An 18,487-nucleotide genomic window follows, 5' to 3' on the forward strand; every position below is an offset into this window, starting at 1 on the left:
CCAATCCCTTTACTATTGCCTCTTGTCTCGTCTCAACAAGCAATTTATCCTAAATCCGTTGAGTAACCCACAGAAAAAGGGTTTCTCGGAGAAACCCTTTTTCTACTCATGATAATTCTCTCAATCCTTTTATAGTACATATATAGTACATTTGCTCAAAAAAATCGAAAAAGGGTAAAAAGGGAAAAAAGAGAAAAAGGGTTACAAAGTCCTCCCAGCACCGCACACCACCCGAAAACCGAGGCTGTAGTAGCCGTCGTCGTTGCCGCGGCGGTAGTTGAAGAAGCGGAAAGCGGAACGGCAGTAACCAGGAATGTTGAACCAAGAACCGCCCCGCAGAGCTTTATATGCTTGATTTTGCTGTTTTTTGCTCTTTTTTATCTCCTCATAATTTTCGCGCCAATCATCTTGACACCACTCCCAGACATTTCCGTGCATATCATATAAACCAAAGTCGTTGGCGTAGAATTGCCCAACAGGGGTGGTTTTTTGGAGATTTTCATTATAGTTGGCTAAATCTGGGGTAAGAATTTCCCCAAAGTGATAGGGGGGGTAGGTTTCTCCTTTGTCGAGATTTAAGGGTTTGGTTTGCGCTCGACAAGCGTACTCCCACTCAGCTTCCGTTGGGAGCCTATATTTTCTTTTACTTAATTTAGAGAGCCTTTGGCAAAATTCTACGGCATCTAACCAACTTACCATTTCAACGGGGTTTGTGCTGCCTTTAAAATGCGATGGCTCTGGGTTTAAATCTTGCTCTACTTTTAAATCTTTTCTTTCGGCAATATATAACCATTGAGCTTGGGTAATGGGGTAGATACCCATCAAGAAGTTTTTCAGGGTGACGTTGTGTTGCGGCTTTTCACTTTTATTACTACTTTCTTGTTCTGAAGAACCCATTGTAAAGGTTCCCGATGGTATTTTGACTAATTCTATTTCTAGGTCATCGGTGAGTTTTTCTCTATAGATTAAAAGACGTTTTTGGGTCTTTTGGATGATTATTGTAGGCATAAGTAGGGTTGACTGAATAAATATAAAATATAGACGAGGTAAGGGTTTTAGTGTTCTGTATCGGCCCGCGTCCTGTAGGGGCGAAGCATTCGGGCATAACCTATCGGTGAAACCGTAGATTTTCTATCCGAATGCTTCGCCCGTACTTTTTCAGCAAGCCCTAAGTAAGTGATTATAATTAAATTAAAAATTGATTTTATACTCTATCCTTCACCAGCTAATTTTAACACAGAAGTACGAGTAGTGGCATCTAAGCGAAACTTCAGCAATTCTAGTTGATTAAGAATTGGCTCAATACGGTGTAGATAACCATTTTGTTTAGCCTTTAATAATATTCCCATTGTGCCAGTGAGTTTTATTCCTAATAAATTTGCATATCGTCTCGCCAAGCTATCATCAAGTAAAGCGAGAGAATCGGTAATTTCTATTGCTAAAGCTAATACTTCTTTTTCTCCTTTTCCTAAATCAGTGACAGGGAATCAGTCAAGTAAGTTAGTCTGATAGAGGTATTGAATCGGTGATGTATCGGCAATGACGTTAGGCATTAGCCAGATCCTCGATTAATTCTGCTTCCTTGAGTCGGAAGGTATCAACTCCATAGTCTGCAAGTTTAGAGAGAAAAACAACTCGCGGAATACCTGCTAAGTTGGCAGCACTGCCAGAGGAAAGTTTTCCCAATTCATAAAGTTTAATGGCAGCAAGAAGAGAGATTTCCTGTGCTAGTTGTTCTGGGGTGAGATGTAAAGCGAGAGCGGTTTCATCGGGTAGGGAAAGAGTGATTTGGTACATGATGAATACTAGGATTAATTGATTGTAGGGTTGATTGTAGGGTTGATAGGTTTGATTCTAGGTTTGATTGTAGGGTTGATTCTAGGTTTGATTGTAGGGTTGATTCTAGGTTTGATTGTAGGGTTGATTCTAGGTTTGATTGTAGGGTTGATTCTAGGTTTGATTGTAGGGTTGATTCATGAATCAACCCTACCTTGATAAGGGGAAAACCTAAAACCCGTCTTCAATTTAATTATAACCAGCTACTGATCAGCCAACCTCATATAGTACATTTGTTCAAAAAAATCGAAAAGGAGAAAAAGGGTAAAAAGGGAAAAAAGAGAAAAAGGGCTACAAAGTCCTCCCAGCACCGCACACCACCCGAAAACCGTAGTTGATGCAGACGTCGCGGCGGTTGTAGTAGTTGCGGTAAGCGGAACGGCAGTTATACGGATAGTTGTACCAAGAACCGCCCCGCAGAGCTTTATTTGCCTGATTTTGCTGTTTTTTGCTCTTTTCTTGCCGAGGACTACCATTCCTAGGTGCGCGTCGATAATTTTCCCAGAAGTCATCCTGACACCACTCCCAGACATTGCCGTGCATATCATACAAACCAAAACCATTGGGGGGAAATTGCCCCACGGGGGTGGTTTTCCCGCGACGTTCTCCTGCTGGTTCCTTAGCAAAGCGTTTCCTAGCATCGTAGTTAGCTAAATTTGAGGTGAGGGTTGCTCCGAAGTGGAAGGGGGTGGTGGTTCCAGCACGACAAGCATACTCCCATTCCGCCTCACTGGGTAGCCGATACTGTTTCTTGGTCATTTTAGAGAGCCTTTGGCAAAATTCTACGGCATCTAACCAAGATACATTTTCAACGGGGTTTGTGCTGTCTTTAAACTTCGATGGATTTGGGTTTAAATCTCGCTCTACTTTTAAATCTTCCCTTTGGGCAATATATAACCATTGAGCTTGGGTAATCGGAGCTTGACTTAGGTAAAACGGAGCGATTTTTACTAAATGTCTGGGGGATTCTCGTTGGAACCAATCCCTATTGTATTTTTCCACTAGCCGCGCTATTTCCTCCGCTTCGGTTCCCATCCAAAACTCCCCCGAAGGAATATAGAGCATTTTTAAGCTGGGGGGATTTTCTTCAAAGTAGAAGGCTCTCACGGGTTCTTTGGCGGTAATTTGTCCCCTCTCATCCACAAAGACGGTTTCAGACTTGAACAGGGTTAGGTTAAATTTCTGGGTGATGATTTCTTCTTCTGTGTTATCCAAGACTTCCCTAAACTGGACTGGCATTGTCTCGGCGGTTATTTCTTCGCTTGCCAAAATTTTAAGCTGCTCAGGGGTTAAACGAAGACGCTGATACAGTTCCCCATCTTCTACGCTGAAATCCTTAAGTCTATGCTTGAGCAGTTGAAACAATATTTCCTCTCCTCCCGTAAGCTCTTTTACCTTAGCTATGGTTACGGTTTTATATTTCCTCAGCCACTTTTCCTCAACCGGTGGGGGTGGAGGTGAGTCAACCATAGATTGCAGCTTTTGGCTAATTTCTTGGTACTTTGCTTCCCCTAGCTTTTGGAAAACCTTAGCAGACACCTTGGCAAAGGCGCGGACTAGATTAGCTGCTTCTTTGCCGAGGAGAACTTGGGGATTGGTAAGAATAAGACCAAAAAAGGTGGTGGTACTCAGGTTAAGTTTTTGGGCGATGTATTCCGAGAGGACAAAAATTACCTCTAAGGCGCGGCTATTCCCTAGTTCAGTGAGCAGAAGCTCTCTGTCCTCATCATCAAATTCAAAATCTAGGCTGTTGGGGGGAGTATGAAAGTTAAATTTACCTCCCTTGTCCCACTTCACTGGTTCCCCTCCTAGATAGACTTTAAGAAAACCGCTAAGGATGACTTCTGCTATGTTTAGGGGGTTAGAGGCGCTTAAAAGTTTGCTTTGAATAAGACGGATGATGGGAAGATTTACCGGGGCTGCGGCTAATTTTTTCAGTAATTCCCAAGCTAGAGGTGAGGCGGTACTAGCGAATAGTTCTAGAGCTTGCTTCCCAGACATCTCCGGAGAAATAGTTGCGGGTATTTCTCTGTTTTGGGGGGATTTTTCTAGTAGTACCCCCGCACAGGTGGCGTTGCTGTCACCACTGACAACAAGCGCCCAAGCTTTTAAAGATGAAGGGGTTAGGGAGATGGTGGGTAGGGGAAAGTAGGTTTTTTGGATTGTTTCTCTGAGAATATGTTGATTTTCCTCTTCCTTCTCAATTTGTAGCAGCAGGGGGATAGAGGTAAATCTCCAGTTTTGTGAAGGTTTCCGGGGGGTTTGGTTGACTAGGGAGACGAACCAACCTCGACTAAGGGCGGTTCTTTCCCACATTGCTTCCGGGAAGGGAGAAAGCAGGGTGACGATTTGGTGTTTTCCCCAGTCCTGAAGAGCTTGGTTATAGCGTCCTTGATACCAGTCTGGGGAAGTACAATCACTGTAGAAGAGGATAAGTCTTTCGCCGCGAGGATGGATGAGATCTTTTGGGTGAATTGAGCAAGTATCGTTAGAGTAGGTACGGATGGCTAAATTTTGCCTATCTTCGTCCCATCCTATGCGGTAGAGTTTGACATCCCGAAAGGCCCCGATTTGTTCTAGCCAATCGCGGATTTCCCCGGCCATTTCTTTCCAAAAGACCATGGAGGCCCATTCTTCAATCAGTAAAACTACCTCTAGGGAACGGACTTTTTGGGCTTGGTAAACGGGTATTAGGGCTAAACTGCCATCTTTCTTGCCGATGCTATACTCGGCCGATTTCTGTACGGTGCTGTTTAGGTTTATTTGTCTTTGGGTGGCTGAGTCTATCTTTTGGATGAGGGGACGCACTGCCCGCCCTAATTTTAGGGTTTCTCGCCAGAATTTGGCATCGGGGATGCTAATGGGTAGGGTATCTGCGCCTATCTTCTCAGGCTGTTTTTGTGCTTCTGTCTCGCGTATTAAGGGAACTTCATCGGATGGGGCTGCTGGCTCTTGGGTTTTGTTTTTACTCTCCTGGGGGGGGTTTTTAGCGGGAGGGGTTTCTTTCTTTTCTTCCCTAGGCTCTGGACGGGGTTGGGGTTTTCCTTCTTCTTCTTGGGTGAGAACATACCACCATAAACTATCAGCTATCTGGTAACTGTCTAGGTCCCATCCCCTGCCCTTGACAAAGGTGATAAATTTATCAATCAGTTCTGGTGTGGGAAGGGTTTGGGTCATGTATTGCCTGTGTCGGTGAGATAGGTAAATAGTAGGTTGGTAAGGGACTTTAATTCTGCACCTGTGGGTTTATCTTGGCCCATGCTCAAAAAGACGGCGTTTAAAAGCTGGTCTGTTGCTAGTTCCCCTTTTTCTCGTTTTTTAACATATTCTGCGATCGCTGCTTCTATTTTTTTACTTTCGGGACTGGCTTCTTTATAATCAAAATGGCTTTTTACTATGTCTTTTAGTTCCTCTGGGGTGGGGTCGGGAATTTCTAAGAGCAGACATCTACGTTTAAAGGGTAGGGGAAAATCCCTCTCGCCGTTGCTCGTCATAATCACTATGGGGAACTGTTGGCAGCTTACCTTACCTTGGGGGATGGATTCCCATTCACCGTCATGGGTTTGTACTGGTATTGGTTCGTTTTCGGTATCTTTCGCGAGTCGGGAAAGTTCGGTGATTTCAAATTTTCCCTCTTCAAAAAGGTTTAAGAGGTCGTTGGGTAAGTCGATGTCACTTTTATCTATCTCATCGATAAGCAGTACCCGGGGATAATTTCTCGGACAGAGGGCTGTCCCCAAGGGACCCAAGCGGATATACTGCCCTATGTCTTTTTTTTCTTCTAATTGGTAATCTTGCAAACGTGCGATCGCGTCGTAGTAGTATAATCCCTCTTGTAGGGTGGTGCGGGTATTAATTGGCCAGACTAATACTTCTTTTAAGTCTAATTCGTAGGCGATTGCGTAGGCTAGGGAGGTTTTCCCTGTACCCGGTTTCCCTGTGACTAAAATAGGCCGGCGTAGGTGAATGGCTGCGTTTACGGTTTCGATGGTTTTATCGTTAACTATGAGTTGTTTTCCCCGCTCCTCGGATTTGTTGGTGGCGAAGCTTCGCCAAGGTGGGATTTCTGGCCAAGTAATCTTATCCCTTGAGCGTTTTTGATGATTGCCTTGAAAGATTTTCCATGAACTCATAGTTAGTTAACCTAGGTGCTGAGATGTTAAGTAGTGGAAGGGGGGCATCCGATTAGGGTCTTCTAAAAAGCATAATAGATGATGTCCTAGATGTTCTGGTTCATCTTCTAAATTATCTGGTGATTGTCGCCTCACCTCTTGAACTTTTGTGGACAATTGATTAATTTGAATACCCTGTAAGAGTGTATTAATTTCTGTTCTGTGAATTGCTTCCTGAGCATGACAGCGCGACCCAACGGCTAAAGGTATGCCATATTTTAAGCTTCTTTTAAAGAATTGCTCTAAATCCTCTTGAGTTGAAGCGCAAAGATTGCTCCATAGAGTTGTTTCTTGGCACAAATAGGACTCGCTGTTAGTAACTGTTTGTGTATCTATAGAATTTGTTGTTAATCTCTCCCATCTACTTTTCCAATTTTTATAAACTGGTTGATTCCGATATCTATTCTCCAATCTCATAAGAGAGCGAACATTAACAAAATATACTCTCTTAAGTTGAGTTAGGCTATCAAAGCAATTGTATTCCCAAGATTCAAAGTTAGTATATAGTAGCTTACCATTGGTGAAAAATTCAATATTTAAGTTTGCACCTCCTCGCTCATGACAATCTTCAATAATTTTTGTTAAAATGTTCGTTATATCTTTTTGAGTATAAACATCTTTGCTAACGCTACTATCTACAGGAAGATGTATATAATTATTTTCTTGACTTTGAGATGTATTTAACTGTAGAAACCACGCAGCAAATTTATATTCAGGGGAAGTATTTACTTGACTTTTACTCTCCTCTATTTTGATACATAGATAGTTGTTAATATTTTCTCGATTGTCAGGTTCCGGATTAATTACTGGTATCTCTGCTATCCAAGCATTGTAATCTGTGTCAGTAATATTTAATAGTTTCTTTAACTCCTGTATTGTTTGTTCAATGTATGAGCGATTGTAGCTATTAATTCTGCTATCTTGAGTAAGTCTAAAAAGTATTCTTAATGAATCTTTATCATCTCGAAGATTTATGATTTTATCGATGATTTTTTCAAAATTAGCATTGTCATTATCTGGCAAGTACGACTTTATGATCAGATTCAGTTCTGATTGTTGTTGTCCAGACAAGTTATTTTTAAGCTCTGTAAATATATTAATTTTTGTCTTGCTTTTAACAAAACTATTTTCTACAGAGATACCCTTGTTATCGATAGCATTCCAATGCTCAATTAATGTAATAAAATTGGTCTTTTGAACTTTTATAGGCGTTTTCATAGCTTCTGTGAGAGCTTTAGAAATCAAGGGAAATAATTTTTTATTTGCTTCTTTCCTAAGATTTTCTGAATTTAAGTAATTTTTCTCTGCTATCTCATCATAAGTTAAACCTTGACGAAATCCATTTACTAAGATTTTTTGTATATCAGATAATCCCTTATTATCTACTTTTATAACTAACTGCATTACAATGCCCAAAAAATCTGATTCATTCAGATCACTTGGTTTTTTAGACTTAGATTTTCTATCTCCCATTTGTACTTGTGGTTCTCCTTTTAAGAATACAATTCACAAAATGCTACTTTTAGCTACTTAATGATACTTTGGCAAATTGACTACTAAATGCTACAAAAACTACCTCGACAATTAAAAGGTCTAGAAATAAGCTAAAAGTGTAGTCTAATTCAGAGCTTATGTACATCTCAAACTACCAGATTAAATCACTAACCCAGAGGCTAAAAAATCGCTTGGGGTATGTACCCAAAGAAGCTTGGGTAATTAATCTTGCCATCGAGATAGAAATCTCTCCAAAGCCGTTTTTTAGTGATGGGCAATTAGTTCAGCACTACCGAGAAATCGAAAAGCTGCACAGCTAATAAAACCGCCTGAATTTGGTTATTTAACCATTTTCAGGACAGTACAACTTATTTTCTACTGTCATGATACTGAAAAAACCCACCCCAACACAAGCATCGGCTTTAAGGGATAATCCACGCCTAGGGATGCTCCAACTCAGCGATAATCGTCTCGTACAAGCTTTCTTTGACTGGCTAACAGGCTACTACCTTACCCCCCCTCTCTGGAAAAGCACGCCCTCCTTAGAATTACTCTATGGCATAGTCCAGTATATAGGAGGATTAGCGATCGCTCTTAGCCACTGGCAATTAATACCCCTAGGATGGGTGTTATCCGTAGCTGGAGCGGCTCAATTGCAAGAAATAGCCCACTTTTGCGCCCATAATGCTTTTTTCCCTCAATATCCCACTTATAACCATCTTTTAGGTTGTTTACTCACCTTAATTACTGGGAAAAAGCCCTTTCCATTGTTCAAAAAAGATCACCTATTAATTCACCACCCGCCGAAAAACCTAGCTACCATGAATGACAAGGGGAATACCCCCTACCTAGTAGAAGAGTTAGGTTTTGAATTTTGCCAAGAAGAGGCCTTCTATTGGCAAAATTTGGGCAAGTTATTACTCTCTCCCAAGTTTTACGGAGAAACCTTCCTTGCTCGTCTGACTAATCTCCTTAAAGCCCCCATTAACTACCAAATAGCTACCCTGATTGTGCTTTTCTTGGCCTCTGTTTGTGCGGGTTTAACCCATTCTTGTTTAATCTGCTTACTCTGGGCAGTATTTACCCAACTCGGAACCTATGCAGCCGCACTCTTGCAACAGCTACCGGAGCATAATTGGGCCTATGAAGCCGATGAGAATGAGGGAGCTAAATCTCAGGTAATTGGTAAATCTTTTGCCCTATATTTGGGTGCTTATCCTCCGCACTCGGACCACTGGTTAGAGTGGTTAAAATGGTACATAGAATTAGTGGGAGCAGTCTTTATCCGGCTAATCATCCTTCCAGTTAGCCTAGGGGCGCACTGTGTTCACCATGCTACACCAAACGATCACAACTGGGCTAACCAACTATATACCCTAAGAGCTTTTCAGACTGGCTCGGTGAAAGGATGGCAGCGTTATCAATTCCTTGAGGTTTGGGGATACCGAAACGCTTTAAACTACGTCTTTGTCGGTTTTAGTTTAAGGGGAAAAAGCTAAATTAAACTCGGTGTGCAACTATATTTTTAGTCTTGATTTACAACAAGGCTTTCAGAAATCAGCAGAGATAAAGTATCCTCTGGAACCCTGATTCTGTCGTTTTTAGTTGCACATCGCGTTAAATTAACCTAATTCTATACTCTCTCGCAAGAGTACAAGAGCGACTATCTCAACAATCGGTTATTTTTCGTGCTGTTCGTAGGCTGAGACGATTTTTTGTACTAAGGGATGACGCACCACATCGGCCCGGGATAGGTAACAAAAAGCAATCCCTTCTACTGATTTGAGGATTTTTTGAGCGGCAATTAACCCCGATTCCTGTTGTTGCGGTAAATCGGTTTGGGTGACATCTCCGGTTACTACCATGCGCGAACCGAATCCCAAGCGAGTTAAGACCATTTTTAACTGTGCTGGGGTGGTATTTTGGGCCTCATCAACGATAACAAAAGCATTAGCTAGGGTTCGTCCCCGCATATAAGCTAAGGGTGCGATTTCGATTTTACCCCGTTCCATCAGGTCGGGAATTTTGGCCGCTTCGATAAATTCGTATAAAGCATCGTAGAGGGGACGCAAAAAAGGATCGACTTTTTGCTGTAAATCCCCCGGGAGAAAGCCTAATTTTTCCCCCGCTTCCACGGCCGGCCGGGTGAGGATAATCCGTTCTACTTTATCTTCTAATAAAGCTTGTACGGCTAAAACGGCGGCTAAAAAGGTTTTCCCCGTGCCAGCAGGTCCAATACAAAAGGTGATATCGTGACTTTGAATCGCTTGGATATATTGACGCTGACGGAAGGTTTTTGCCCGAATTAGCTCCCCGCGACGGGTACGAGCGAGAATATCCTGCTGTAGTTCTTTATACTCGCTAGAACGCCCCGTATCGAGGGCATGGATAGCGGTCATAATATCGGCTTCGGCGATTAACTTGGCCTCTTGCCATAAAATACTTAAGGAGCGCACAATCGCTGTGGCACGCTCCACCGGGGTCGGTTGCCCCGCAATCCGCAATTCCATGCCTCTGAGGACTAAATTCGCCCCAGTTTGCCTGGCTATCAATTTGAGGTTAGCTTCTTGATGACCCGCTAAAGCGATCGCACTTTCTGAACTGGGGAATTGAATCGTTTGCCAAGTTTCCGTCATGCTCGGGGCTAAATTATCCTTTGGCTAGTTCTACCACTTTAGCAAAAGCGACGGGATCGAGGACAGCTAATTGGGCCAACATTTTCCGATTGAGGAGGATATTAGCTTTCTTTAATTGTCCGGTCAGTTGGCTGTAACTGATGCCCTGTTGACGAGCAGCGGCATTAATGCGGGTAATCCAAAGACGACGAAAATCGCGTTTACGTTTGCGACGGTCTCTATAGGCATTCCGCAAGGCCTTCATTACCTGTTGGTTAGCGGTACGGAATAAGCGCGAGTGGGAACCGCGAAAACCTTTGGCTAATTTGAGAACTTTTTTGCGTCGCTTGCGGGCGACATTCCCCCGTTTTACTCTAGACATGATGATCCTTTAGACAATTTTTCTGGAAAATTTACAAATAGGGCAACATTAAGCGCACTTCCTTCTCGTCGCGCTCGTGTACCAGGGTAATCTGGGACAAACGACGGCGCTTGCGTTCGGCACTTTTATGATCGAGTAGATGATTTTTGAAGGCTTTGCGACGTTTGATTTTTTTGCCGCTTCCCGTGGCCTCGAATCGTTTGGCCGCCGCCTTTCGCGTTTTTAGCTTGGGCATAAACTCCCTTTTATTAAATCGACACAATCACTAATACTATCACAAATACAGGACTTTGGGCAAGGAGTGGCCAAAAGATTCCCCGGCTTATCCCCACTTTGGCAAGGTCTGTGGGTGGGAATTAAATCAATCGGGAATTTTCCCCTTCCTCTCGATCGAATCGCTAAGATCCGGATAAAGTCTTGCGTTAACACGCATCTGGAGAAGTTATGGCTAAAACCCTACTAGAACAATTACGCCAATTTACAGTGGTTGTTGCCGATACCGGCGATATCCAAGCGATCGAAGCTTTTACACCCCAGGATACCACCACTAACCCCTCCCTGATTACGGCCGCGGCCCAAATGCCCCCATATCGGCCGATTGTCGATCAAACCCTGCAAGCGGCCAGAAAAGAATTGGGAAAGCAGGCCACCCCGGAAGATGTGGCCAAATTAGCTTTTGATCGCCTAGCGATCGGTTTTGGTCTGCAAATCCTGCAAATCGTCCCCGGCCGCGTCTCCACCGAAGTAGATGCTCGTCTTTCCTACGATACCCAAGCTACCATCGACAAGGCCCGTTATCTCATTTCCCAGTATGAACAAGCGGGTATCTCTAGAGAAAGAGTCTTAATTAAAATTGCCTCGACTTGGGAAGGGATTAAAGCCGCAGAAGTCCTCGAAAAAGAGGGAATTCACTGTAATTTAACCCTATTATTCGGGTTCCATCAGGCGATCGCCTGTGCGGAAGCGGGAGTAACCTTAATTTCTCCCTTTGTCGGTCGGATTCTCGATTGGTATAAAAAAGAAACCGGTAAAGACTACGTTGGCGCTGAAGATCCCGGGGTCCAATCCGTTACCCAGATCTATAACTACTATAAAAAGTTTGGCTATAAAACCGAAGTTATGGGGGCAAGTTTCCGCAATATCGGCGAAATTTGCGAGTTAGCTGGTTGTGATCTTTTAACCATTTCTCCGAAACTGCTCGAACAATTGCAAGAGACAGAAGCCGATTTACCCCGTAAGCTCGATCCAGCACAGGCCGCAACCCTTGATATTGTCAAAATTGCCATGGATCAAGCGACTTTTGAGAAAATGCACGCCGAAGATGCCATGGCTTCCGAAAAACTAACGGAAGGTATTCAAGGTTTTACCAAAGCTTTAGAATTATTAGAACAATTGCTGATTCAACGTTTAACCCAGTTGGAAGGTCAGTCAACCCTAGAACACGCCGCCGAAGATATTTTCCGAGTCTATGATCATGATGGGGATGGTTTCATCACCCGGGAAGAATGGGCGGGAACCGATGCGGTATTTGATGCGATCGATATTAACCATGATGGCAGAATTTCTCCCGATGAGATCGCTGTCGGTTTGGGTGCGGCTTTTCGTTTAGTGGAAGCTTGACTCTCCCCCGCTAAACCGCTCGCGCGGTTTAGCGAGGGATTCTTGGTTCATAGGCTCTTGACTAGATCAAACAGGTTTAACTGAACGACCCCCAACCGACCGCCTCCGCAAGCGTTTTCTAACACGGTCAGTCCGACCGCATTTTTTCCTCGGTTCCCGATTACCTTTGCTGATGCCGTATCTCTTGGTTCGATGTTACCGCAAGAATTACATTGGTGAACTCTTTCCGATAACTCTTTTTTACCAGTAATTGCGCCACAATTCGGACACTCTTGCGAAGTTCCGTTTTTATCGACTTTAAGATAATATTTTCCCCGTTTCCAAGCGACAAACGGTAGTATCTCGTTAATAAAACTACCGATACCCGAATCTAGAGATTGTTTTCTAACGATCCCTCTAGACCAGGAAACGAAGTTAATATCTTCAACGAAGATATTATCGGCATATCACAAAGATAATGAGCTAGTTTAAAGTGCCAATCTCTACGGGTATTAGACACTTTTTCGTGTAATCTTGCTATCTTCTCCTGAAGTTTTAACCAATTGCTAGAGCCTTTATTTTTCCGTTTCAAGCGTCTTTGTAGCAATTTAAGCTTACTCTGTACTTTCAACAAAAATCGAGGGGCTTTGATTAAATCTCCCCGTGAAGTAGCGACAAAACTTTCAATTCCCGCGTCAATTCCTAAACAGGTCTTCCCAACTGTCATATCGGGAACTAATTCCGTAGATTGGAAGGAAACCGAAACGTAAAATCCCGACGCTTTTTGGATAATTCGAGCTTGTTTAGGCTCGAACCAGGGCGGGTACTTTCTGGATTTCCTAATCCGAATTTTTCCCAATTGTGGAAAATTTAAGTATTCGTCACCTAAGAAGTTTATTGTAGGGGGTCTAAGTGGGTTTTAGCCTAACTGCCCAATCAAACAACAATCTTAAGCTTTATCTCCTCAGTCCTCAACAGTGATACAATTGCCGTCATAGCTAGGGGTGTCTGAGGCAATCAGGCTGAGAAAGACCCTTAGAACCTGAGACTGGGTAATTCCAGCGTAGGGAAGCTGTTTACAGAGGAAATAAAATTATGAGACAAGAATGGGTTGCCCCCCGGCGCGGACAAGCAAATGTATCGCAAATGCACTACGCCCGTCAGGGGATAATTACCGAAGAGATGGCTTATGTGGCAAAACGGGAAAATCTCTCTCCCGAATTGATTCGCAGCGAAATCGCCCGAGGAAGACTGATTATTCCCGCTAATATCAATCACCTCAACCTCGAACCTATGGCGATCGGTATTGCTTCTAAGTGTAAAGTTAATGCTAATATCGGGGCTTCCCCTAACTCCTCGAATATTAACGAAGAACTGGAAAAATTACACCTAGCGGTCAAATACGGCGCAGATACGGTGATGGATCTCTCCACCGGTGGCGGTAATTTGGACGAAATTCGCACTGCGATTATCAATGCTTCTCCTGTCCCCATCGGTACTGTACCCATCTATCAAGCGGTGGAAAGCGTTCACGGCAATATTGAAAAACTCACCCCCGAAGATTTCCTCCATATTATCGAAAAACACGCCCAGCAAGGGGTAGATTACATGACGATTCACGCGGGAATCCTCATCGAACACCTGCCTTTAGTCAAAACCCGTCTGACCGGGATTGTCTCCAGGGGTGGTGGTATTATTGCTAAGTGGATGCTGCACCACCACAAGCAAAATCCTCTCTACACCCATTTCGATGAAATTATCGAGATTTTCCAGCGTTATGACGTTTCTTTTAGTCTCGGTGACTCCCTGCGTCCTGGTTGTACCCACGATGCTTCCGATGCGGCCCAATTAGCGGAATTGAAAACCCTCGGCCAACTGACGCGCCGCGCTTGGGAACACGATGTACAGGTGATGGTGGAAGGGCCTGGCCATGTTCCCATGGATCAAATTGAATTTAATGTGAAAAAACAAATGGAGGAGTGTAGCGAAGCACCTTTCTATGTTCTTGGTCCCCTTGTCACCGATATTGCTCCAGGGTACGATCATATCACTTCGGCGATCGGGGCGGCTCTGGCGGGTTGGTACGGGACGGCGATGTTATGTTATGTCACCCCGAAAGAACATCTCGGTTTACCCAACGCTGAAGATGTGCGAAATGGCTTAATTGCCTACAAAATAGCGGCTCATGCGGCAGATATCGCCCGTCATCGCCCTGGAGCGCGCGATCGTGACGATGAACTCTCCATTGCTCGTTATAATTTCGATTGGAATCGTCAATTTCAGTTATCCTTGGATCCCGATCGCGCTAAGGAATACCACGATGAGACTTTACCCGCAGATATCTATAAGACGGCGGAGTTTTGTTCGATGTGTGGACCGAAATTCTGTCCCATGCAAACTAAAGTCGATGCCGATGCGATTACGGAATTAGAGAAGTTTCTCGCTAGTCAGAATCAAGACAATTTAACCCCGGTTTAAAGGGGAGTTATGGGAAGGGCTGCTTGATTTCAGCCCTATTCCTAGGATAAAGGTCAAAATTCGGGGAATAGCCGCCGATTTTTTGACTAATTGACCCGTTTTTCTAGATATTGACCGATCATCAATTCTTGACCGGCGCGAGAGATAATAGTTTGTCGGGTGCGATATTGTTGACCGATGAGTTTAATTTCTTCTTCAAAGACAGAACCGGCGTATTCTGTTCTCAGACAGAGAGTAGAGGGGTTAGGAAAGGTATAAATGGCACTAACGGGTTTATCCGTCGCAAATCCCCGATCGCGATAGAGAATATTATCTAAAATACCGAATATAGTCGAACCGTTGGAGGGTTTTTTACTCTGGGGACGCAGATAATTACTTTGCCAAGTGACTTCCGTACCACCTAATAAAGCTGTATCTTCCAGATTATGTAAACGGGCAAGTTGAATTAATGGTTCGCTGCCTTGGGGTAAATATTTAATCTCGATGGCGCTGATAACTTCTTGGGGTTCCGTTTCTTGGGTGAGGGTGTAATAACGTCTCTGGGATTGCCAGCGTCCTTCTGTCTGCTTAAAAAAGGCTAAAGCCGAGGTTTCCAGCGATAATTGGGCGGTTTGAATTAATGTCATAGAAATAAAACCTTTCCTGTTTTTTGGGAGAGCAGATTTGTTATCCTTTGTCAAGAGATTGCCAGAGAATTGTTACACATCTTAATACAATTATAACCCTGCATGGAAATTAAGTGGTAGGGGTGTTGAGGGAGATAATTGGGAAAAAGTCGCACAGATACAGCATTTACAGGGAAAAAACGGGATAAAATTGCTAAAACCTGCGAGCTTATCCTAGTTACTTCCATTTACCCCTATCTATCGATTAATTCTGTCAAATTGGCTACAGAGAGGCCGAGGTTCTTCCCCCAACCCCTTTTTTACCTTTTAAGTACCTAAGCAAAATTAATTACACATCTAAGCCGTCAGCTTTTTGCTGTGATCAGTAAACAGTGAACTGAAAACTCAAATCCGATCCCTGATAGCTGTCTCCTGTCTCCTGACTCGGAGACTCCTGACTCCTGACCCCACCAACAAACTTTTTGCCGCAAACCCTACTTACTTTTCACCCGATCTGCCCGGTCTTGGTATTGTTAAAAATATAGAACCTCCGAACAAGGTCTCAACTCTGTGCAGTTAAAACAAGTCATCATTGCCCATAAGGCCAATCATCCCCAAAGTAAAGCATGGGCGGAAAAATGCGCTAAACAGTTAGAAGCCCGTCAGTGTAAAGTTTTAATGGGACCCAGTGGCTTTAAAGATAATCCCTATCCGGTATTTTTAGCCTCAGCATCGGGAAAAATCGACCTCGCCATCGTTTTGGGGGGAGATGGAACCATTTTAGCCGCTGCTCGCTATTTAGCTCAGGAAGACATTCCGATTTTAGCGGTGAATGTCGGCGGCCATCTGGGGTTTTTAACGGAACCTTTGGAGATTTTCCAAGATACGGAGACGGTCTGGGAGCGTTTACAATCCGATCACTATGCGGTACAACAACGGATGATGTTAAAGGCCAGAATCTATGAAGGGGATAAAAGAAATCCGCAGCCAGTGAGCGAGGCATTTTATGCCCTGAATGAGATGTGTGTGAAACCCGCTAGTATCGATAGGATGCCCACCTCGATCCTCGAAATCGAAGTGGACGGGGAAATAGTAGATCAGTACCAAGGCGACGGCCTATTAGTGGCCACTCCCACGGGATCCACCTGTTACACCGCTTCCGCTAATGGCCCGATTATACACCCCGGCATGGAAGCGATCGCTGTCACCCCGATTTGTCCCTTGAGTCTCTCCAGTCGGCCGATTGTCATTCCCCCGGCATCTCTGGTCAGTATTTGGCCCCTGGGAGACTACGAATTAAACACTAAACTCTGGATGGATGGTGCTTTAGCCACTTCCATTTGGCCTGGGCAATGGGTGGGAGTTACCAAAGCTGAAAAATTCGCCCAATTTATTATCCTGCGGGAAAGCTATTCTTTTTATCAGACTCTACAGGAAAAATTACAATGGGCCGGGGCGAGAATTCATTATGATGGCAATCGTCATAATTAGGAATGGCTCAAGAGCTTCTGGGAGTGGTGTCTGGGGGATGATTGAGTATATCTTCTAAAATTGGTCATTACCTCCGATTTTATCAGTCAATCCCAGCTTTTGCGGGTAGAACCCCCCAAACCCAGAAGCGCATTTACTGATTGTCGGTATTTCTGCAAGAGAGGGTCAAAAGTTGTCAAAATATTTGACAAAGTTGCCCCTTTGTGGTAAGAAATTGGGTTATTCTTGTCCCGTAAATTTTAAATTTCATCCCATCCAGTTAAGCCAGAAGACATAACATAACTGGTCACGGTTGCTTCAAAAAAGTTCGCTTTGGTGTGGCCTTCTTTTTTGGTATCGGAGAAGCGTTCCAGATGGTTATAGGGACTTTTGTTATACTTTTCTTCCCTGTATAAAGGCTCAAGTCCGATCGCTTTCAGCCGAATATTAGCGAGGTATTTAGTGTACTGTTCGGTACTGTATTCGGTAATACCTAAAATGTCGTTGCCAACAATGTGATTTGTCCAGCGACATTCGTGTTTAACGGCAGTATCGAACATCTCATAAATCTGTTCAACGGAATGGGAAAAAGTTGCCATGGCTTCGGGAATAAGTTTCTGATACAAACGGACGTGACTTAATTCGTCCCGGTTGATCATTTTGAAAACGTCAGCGCTACCAGACATTAGCTGTCGAGAAGCGAGATTATAGAAAAAGATAAAGCCGTTATAAAAATACAAACTCTCCAGTAAATAGTCGGCAAGAAGAGCGATAAAATAGCTTTCAGTAGTTTGTTTGTCGATGTATTGCTGGTAGAGACTAGCGATAAATTGACAGCGATCTTTGAGAACTTTATCGGTGCGCCAAAAGTCATAAACTTCACCTCTGCGATCCGAGGGAATAATCGTTTCAATTAAGTATTGATAACTTTGATTGTGCATGGCTTCTTGAGAAATTTGTTCCGCCATACAAAGACTAATTTCTGGCGCAGTGACGCTACCTTTGAGGTGGGGAATATTACAGGTTTGCACGGAATCAAGAAAAGTTAGATAGGACAAAATACCATCATAAGCATATCTTTCTTCGTCGGTAAGATGCCCGTATTCAGTCACGTCTTGAGTGATATCTAAGCGTTGCGGGATCCAGAAATTTTCCCGCATTTGTTGATATAAACCCACCGCCCAGGTGTAGCGGACATCGTTTAACTGCATCAGGTTGGTGGTGTTACCAAACCAGATCGAACGGTTTTCGATCGCATCATCTCCCTCTGGATTGAAGATCGGGGAAATGGGCATCGAATGGCAAGAATTAACTAAATGTAAGGACATGATTACTTGGATATTATGGCACTTTTAGGTTATAAGAGATTTTCGGTAAAAAGTCAAATGTTTTGATTTTGATTAGGAATAAATTCAAAATCTAGGGCTTCTGCCAAAGTCAATGGGCAATCCTTCGGGAATTTCTCTAGGTTTATCCCTGTTTCAATAGCGGCTTTTTGTCTGGCTTTATTATAGCATTTTTTTAAATTATCTTCTGTTAAAAAACTCTTAAGACTAGGGCTATTTTCTAAATCTTCTTCGATTCTCTCGCGATGCTCAAAAAGGGTTAATGCCGAGCTTCTGGTTTGTTTTTCTGGCTCTTGTAAGTATTTTAGTAAATGCCATAAAATCACAGTTAGATTGCTTTTTAATGCTTTCTGTTGCCTGATAGACATAGATTTTATTTCGTCAATTAAATTCTCTAAATCTAAATCATAAAATTGATGATTTTCTAGTAAAGATATGGTTTTCTCTAGCCAGAGATAGTAGTCTTTTTCGTATAAGTTCTTTTCCATAA

The 18,487-nt window shown here is 43.3% G+C and carries 16 protein-coding genes, 2 pseudogenes and 1 riboswitch; of the genes and pseudogenes, 5 read left to right on the forward strand and 13 right to left on the reverse strand.

Features of this window, described 5'->3' with window-relative positions; all coding sequences use genetic code 11:
* Positions 1–201: 201 nt before the first annotated feature.
* The 6 genes and pseudogenes from H6G48_RS18410 to H6G48_RS18435 all read right to left on the reverse strand — a co-directional run bounded on the left by H6G48_RS18410 (position 202) and on the right by H6G48_RS18435 (position 7,481).
* Positions 202–1,008, reverse strand: a complete 807-nt coding sequence (locus H6G48_RS18410) for a formylglycine-generating enzyme family protein (RefSeq protein WP_190722771.1) — start codon at positions 1,006–1,008, stop codon at positions 202–204.
* Between the two features lie 203 nt (positions 1,009–1,211).
* Positions 1,212–1,463: pseudogene (locus tag H6G48_RS27650) on the reverse strand (PIN domain-containing protein); the annotation flags it as partial.
* A gap of 82 nt (positions 1,464–1,545) precedes the next feature.
* Entirely contained in the window at positions 1,546–1,797 is a 252-nt protein-coding gene (locus tag H6G48_RS18420) for a UPF0175 family protein (protein ID WP_016515782.1), read from the reverse strand.
* Between the two features lie 330 nt (positions 1,798–2,127).
* Positions 2,128–5,013, reverse strand: a complete 2,886-nt coding sequence (locus H6G48_RS18425; RefSeq protein WP_190722772.1) for a formylglycine-generating enzyme family protein — start codon at positions 5,011–5,013, stop codon at positions 2,128–2,130.
* The gene (locus tag H6G48_RS18430; RefSeq protein WP_190722773.1) at positions 5,010–5,969 is read right to left on the reverse strand and encodes an AAA family ATPase; all 960 of its coding nucleotides are present in this window, start codon (positions 5,967–5,969) and stop codon (positions 5,010–5,012) included. The genes H6G48_RS18425 and H6G48_RS18430 overlap by 4 nt, the downstream gene beginning before the upstream one ends.
* A 6-nt stretch (positions 5,970–5,975) precedes the next feature.
* Positions 5,976–7,481 carry a VMAP-C domain-containing protein gene (locus tag H6G48_RS18435; RefSeq protein WP_190722774.1) on the reverse strand — a complete coding sequence of 502 codons (1,506 nt, stop codon included), beginning with the start codon at positions 7,479–7,481 and terminating at the stop codon, positions 5,976–5,978.
* Positions 7,482–7,639: 158 nt separating this feature from the next.
* Here H6G48_RS18435 and H6G48_RS18440 point away from each other — a divergent pair, with 158 nt between their 5' ends.
* A complete protein-coding gene (locus H6G48_RS18440) occupies positions 7,640–7,822 on the forward strand; it encodes a hypothetical protein (protein ID WP_071590363.1) in 183 nt (60 codons plus the stop codon).
* A 63-nt stretch (positions 7,823–7,885) separates the two neighbouring features.
* Positions 7,886–9,001 (forward strand): fatty acid desaturase, encoded by a 1,116-nt coding sequence (locus H6G48_RS18445; protein WP_190722775.1) that lies wholly within the window; start codon positions 7,886–7,888, stop codon positions 8,999–9,001.
* A 180-nt stretch (positions 9,002–9,181) separates the two neighbouring features.
* On the opposite strand, the gene H6G48_RS18450 is transcribed toward H6G48_RS18445, so the two are convergent.
* From H6G48_RS18450 to rpmI, 3 genes are read right to left on the reverse strand one after another with little or no spacing between them, the layout of a single operon-like run.
* Positions 9,182–10,138: a PhoH family protein gene (locus H6G48_RS18450; protein WP_002772048.1), complete on the reverse strand. Its 957-nt coding sequence runs from the start codon at positions 10,136–10,138 to the stop codon at positions 9,182–9,184.
* 13 nt (positions 10,139–10,151) lie between these two features.
* Positions 10,152–10,499, reverse strand: coding sequence for a 50S ribosomal protein L20 (gene rplT / locus H6G48_RS18455; RefSeq protein ID WP_002791991.1), 348 nt, complete (start codon positions 10,497–10,499; stop codon positions 10,152–10,154).
* A gap of 31 nt (positions 10,500–10,530) precedes the next feature.
* The gene (gene rpmI, locus H6G48_RS18460) at positions 10,531–10,734 is read right to left on the reverse strand and encodes a 50S ribosomal protein L35 (protein ID WP_002781071.1); all 204 of its coding nucleotides are present in this window, start codon (positions 10,732–10,734) and stop codon (positions 10,531–10,533) included.
* Positions 10,735–10,943: 209 nt separating this feature from the next.
* Here rpmI and H6G48_RS18465 point away from each other — a divergent pair, with 209 nt between their 5' ends.
* Entirely contained in the window at positions 10,944–12,119 is a 1,176-nt protein-coding gene (locus tag H6G48_RS18465) for a transaldolase (protein WP_061432004.1), read from the forward strand.
* 47 nt (positions 12,120–12,166) lie between these two features.
* Here the strand turns inward: H6G48_RS18465 and H6G48_RS18470 are convergent.
* Positions 12,167–13,002: pseudogene (locus tag H6G48_RS18470) on the reverse strand (RNA-guided endonuclease InsQ/TnpB family protein); the annotation flags it as partial.
* An 86-nt stretch (positions 13,003–13,088) separates the two neighbouring features.
* Positions 13,089–13,185: riboswitch (TPP riboswitch) on the forward strand.
* Positions 13,186–13,193: 8 nt separating this feature from the next.
* Between H6G48_RS18470 and thiC the strand changes: the two are divergent.
* Positions 13,194–14,576 (forward strand): phosphomethylpyrimidine synthase, encoded by a 1,383-nt coding sequence (thiC, locus tag H6G48_RS18475; RefSeq protein WP_190722776.1) that lies wholly within the window; start codon positions 13,194–13,196, stop codon positions 14,574–14,576.
* 86 nt (positions 14,577–14,662) lie between these two features.
* On the opposite strand, the gene H6G48_RS18480 is transcribed toward thiC, so the two are convergent.
* A complete protein-coding gene (locus H6G48_RS18480; protein WP_002757172.1) occupies positions 14,663–15,202 on the reverse strand; it encodes a phycobiliprotein lyase in 540 nt (179 codons plus the stop codon).
* A gap of 549 nt (positions 15,203–15,751) precedes the next feature.
* Between H6G48_RS18480 and H6G48_RS18485 the strand changes: the two genes are divergently transcribed.
* Positions 15,752–16,672, forward strand: a complete 921-nt coding sequence (locus H6G48_RS18485; RefSeq protein ID WP_190722777.1) for an NAD(+) kinase — start codon at positions 15,752–15,754, stop codon at positions 16,670–16,672.
* 239 nt (positions 16,673–16,911) lie between these two features.
* Here H6G48_RS18485 and H6G48_RS18490 read toward each other — a convergent pair whose 3' ends face one another.
* Both H6G48_RS18490 and H6G48_RS18495 read right to left on the reverse strand, forming a co-directional pair.
* Complete coding sequence (locus H6G48_RS18490; RefSeq protein WP_190722778.1) at positions 16,912–17,979, reverse strand: ribonucleotide-diphosphate reductase subunit beta; 1,068 nt, start codon at positions 17,977–17,979, stop codon at positions 16,912–16,914.
* A gap of 53 nt (positions 17,980–18,032) precedes the next feature.
* Positions 18,033–18,485 carry a DUF29 domain-containing protein gene (locus tag H6G48_RS18495; RefSeq protein WP_190722779.1) on the reverse strand — a complete coding sequence of 151 codons (453 nt, stop codon included), beginning with the start codon at positions 18,483–18,485 and terminating at the stop codon, positions 18,033–18,035.
* Positions 18,486–18,487 lie beyond the last annotated feature (2 nt).

Source organism: Microcystis flos-aquae FACHB-1344, from assembly GCF_014698375.1.
GTDB lineage: Bacteria > Cyanobacteriota > Cyanobacteriia > Cyanobacteriales > Microcystaceae > Microcystis > Microcystis aeruginosa.

Bases quoted from the DNA above. Each gene is read 5' to 3' on its own strand.
- H6G48_RS18410 (WP_190722771.1), bottom strand. From the start codon at position 1,008: ATGCCTACAATAATCATCCAAAAGACCCAAAAACGTCTTTTAATCTAT.
- H6G48_RS18420 (WP_016515782.1), bottom strand. From the start codon at position 1,797: ATGTACCAAATCACTCTTTCCCTACCCGATGAAACCGCTCTCGCTTTA.
- H6G48_RS18425 (WP_190722772.1), bottom strand. From the start codon at position 5,013: ATGACCCAAACCCTTCCCACACCAGAACTGATTGATAAATTTATCACC.
- H6G48_RS18430 (WP_190722773.1), bottom strand. From the start codon at position 5,969: ATGAGTTCATGGAAAATCTTTCAAGGCAATCATCAAAAACGCTCAAGG.
- H6G48_RS18435 (WP_190722774.1), bottom strand. From the start codon at position 7,481: ATGGGAGATAGAAAATCTAAGTCTAAAAAACCAAGTGATCTGAATGAA.
- H6G48_RS18440 (WP_071590363.1), top strand. From the start codon at position 7,640: ATGTACATCTCAAACTACCAGATTAAATCACTAACCCAGAGGCTAAAA.
- H6G48_RS18445 (WP_190722775.1), top strand. From the start codon at position 7,886: ATGATACTGAAAAAACCCACCCCAACACAAGCATCGGCTTTAAGGGAT.
- H6G48_RS18450 (WP_002772048.1), bottom strand. From the start codon at position 10,138: ATGACGGAAACTTGGCAAACGATTCAATTCCCCAGTTCAGAAAGTGCG.
- rplT (WP_002791991.1), bottom strand. From the start codon at position 10,499: ATGTCTAGAGTAAAACGGGGGAATGTCGCCCGCAAGCGACGCAAAAAA.
- rpmI (WP_002781071.1), bottom strand. From the start codon at position 10,734: ATGCCCAAGCTAAAAACGCGAAAGGCGGCGGCCAAACGATTCGAGGCC.
- H6G48_RS18465 (WP_061432004.1), top strand. From the start codon at position 10,944: ATGGCTAAAACCCTACTAGAACAATTACGCCAATTTACAGTGGTTGTT.
- thiC (WP_190722776.1), top strand. From the start codon at position 13,194: ATGAGACAAGAATGGGTTGCCCCCCGGCGCGGACAAGCAAATGTATCG.
- H6G48_RS18480 (WP_002757172.1), bottom strand. From the start codon at position 15,202: ATGACATTAATTCAAACCGCCCAATTATCGCTGGAAACCTCGGCTTTA.
- H6G48_RS18490 (WP_190722778.1), bottom strand. From the start codon at position 17,979: ATGTCCTTACATTTAGTTAATTCTTGCCATTCGATGCCCATTTCCCCG.
- H6G48_RS18495 (WP_190722779.1), bottom strand. From the start codon at position 18,485: ATGGAAAAGAACTTATACGAAAAAGACTACTATCTCTGGCTAGAGAAA.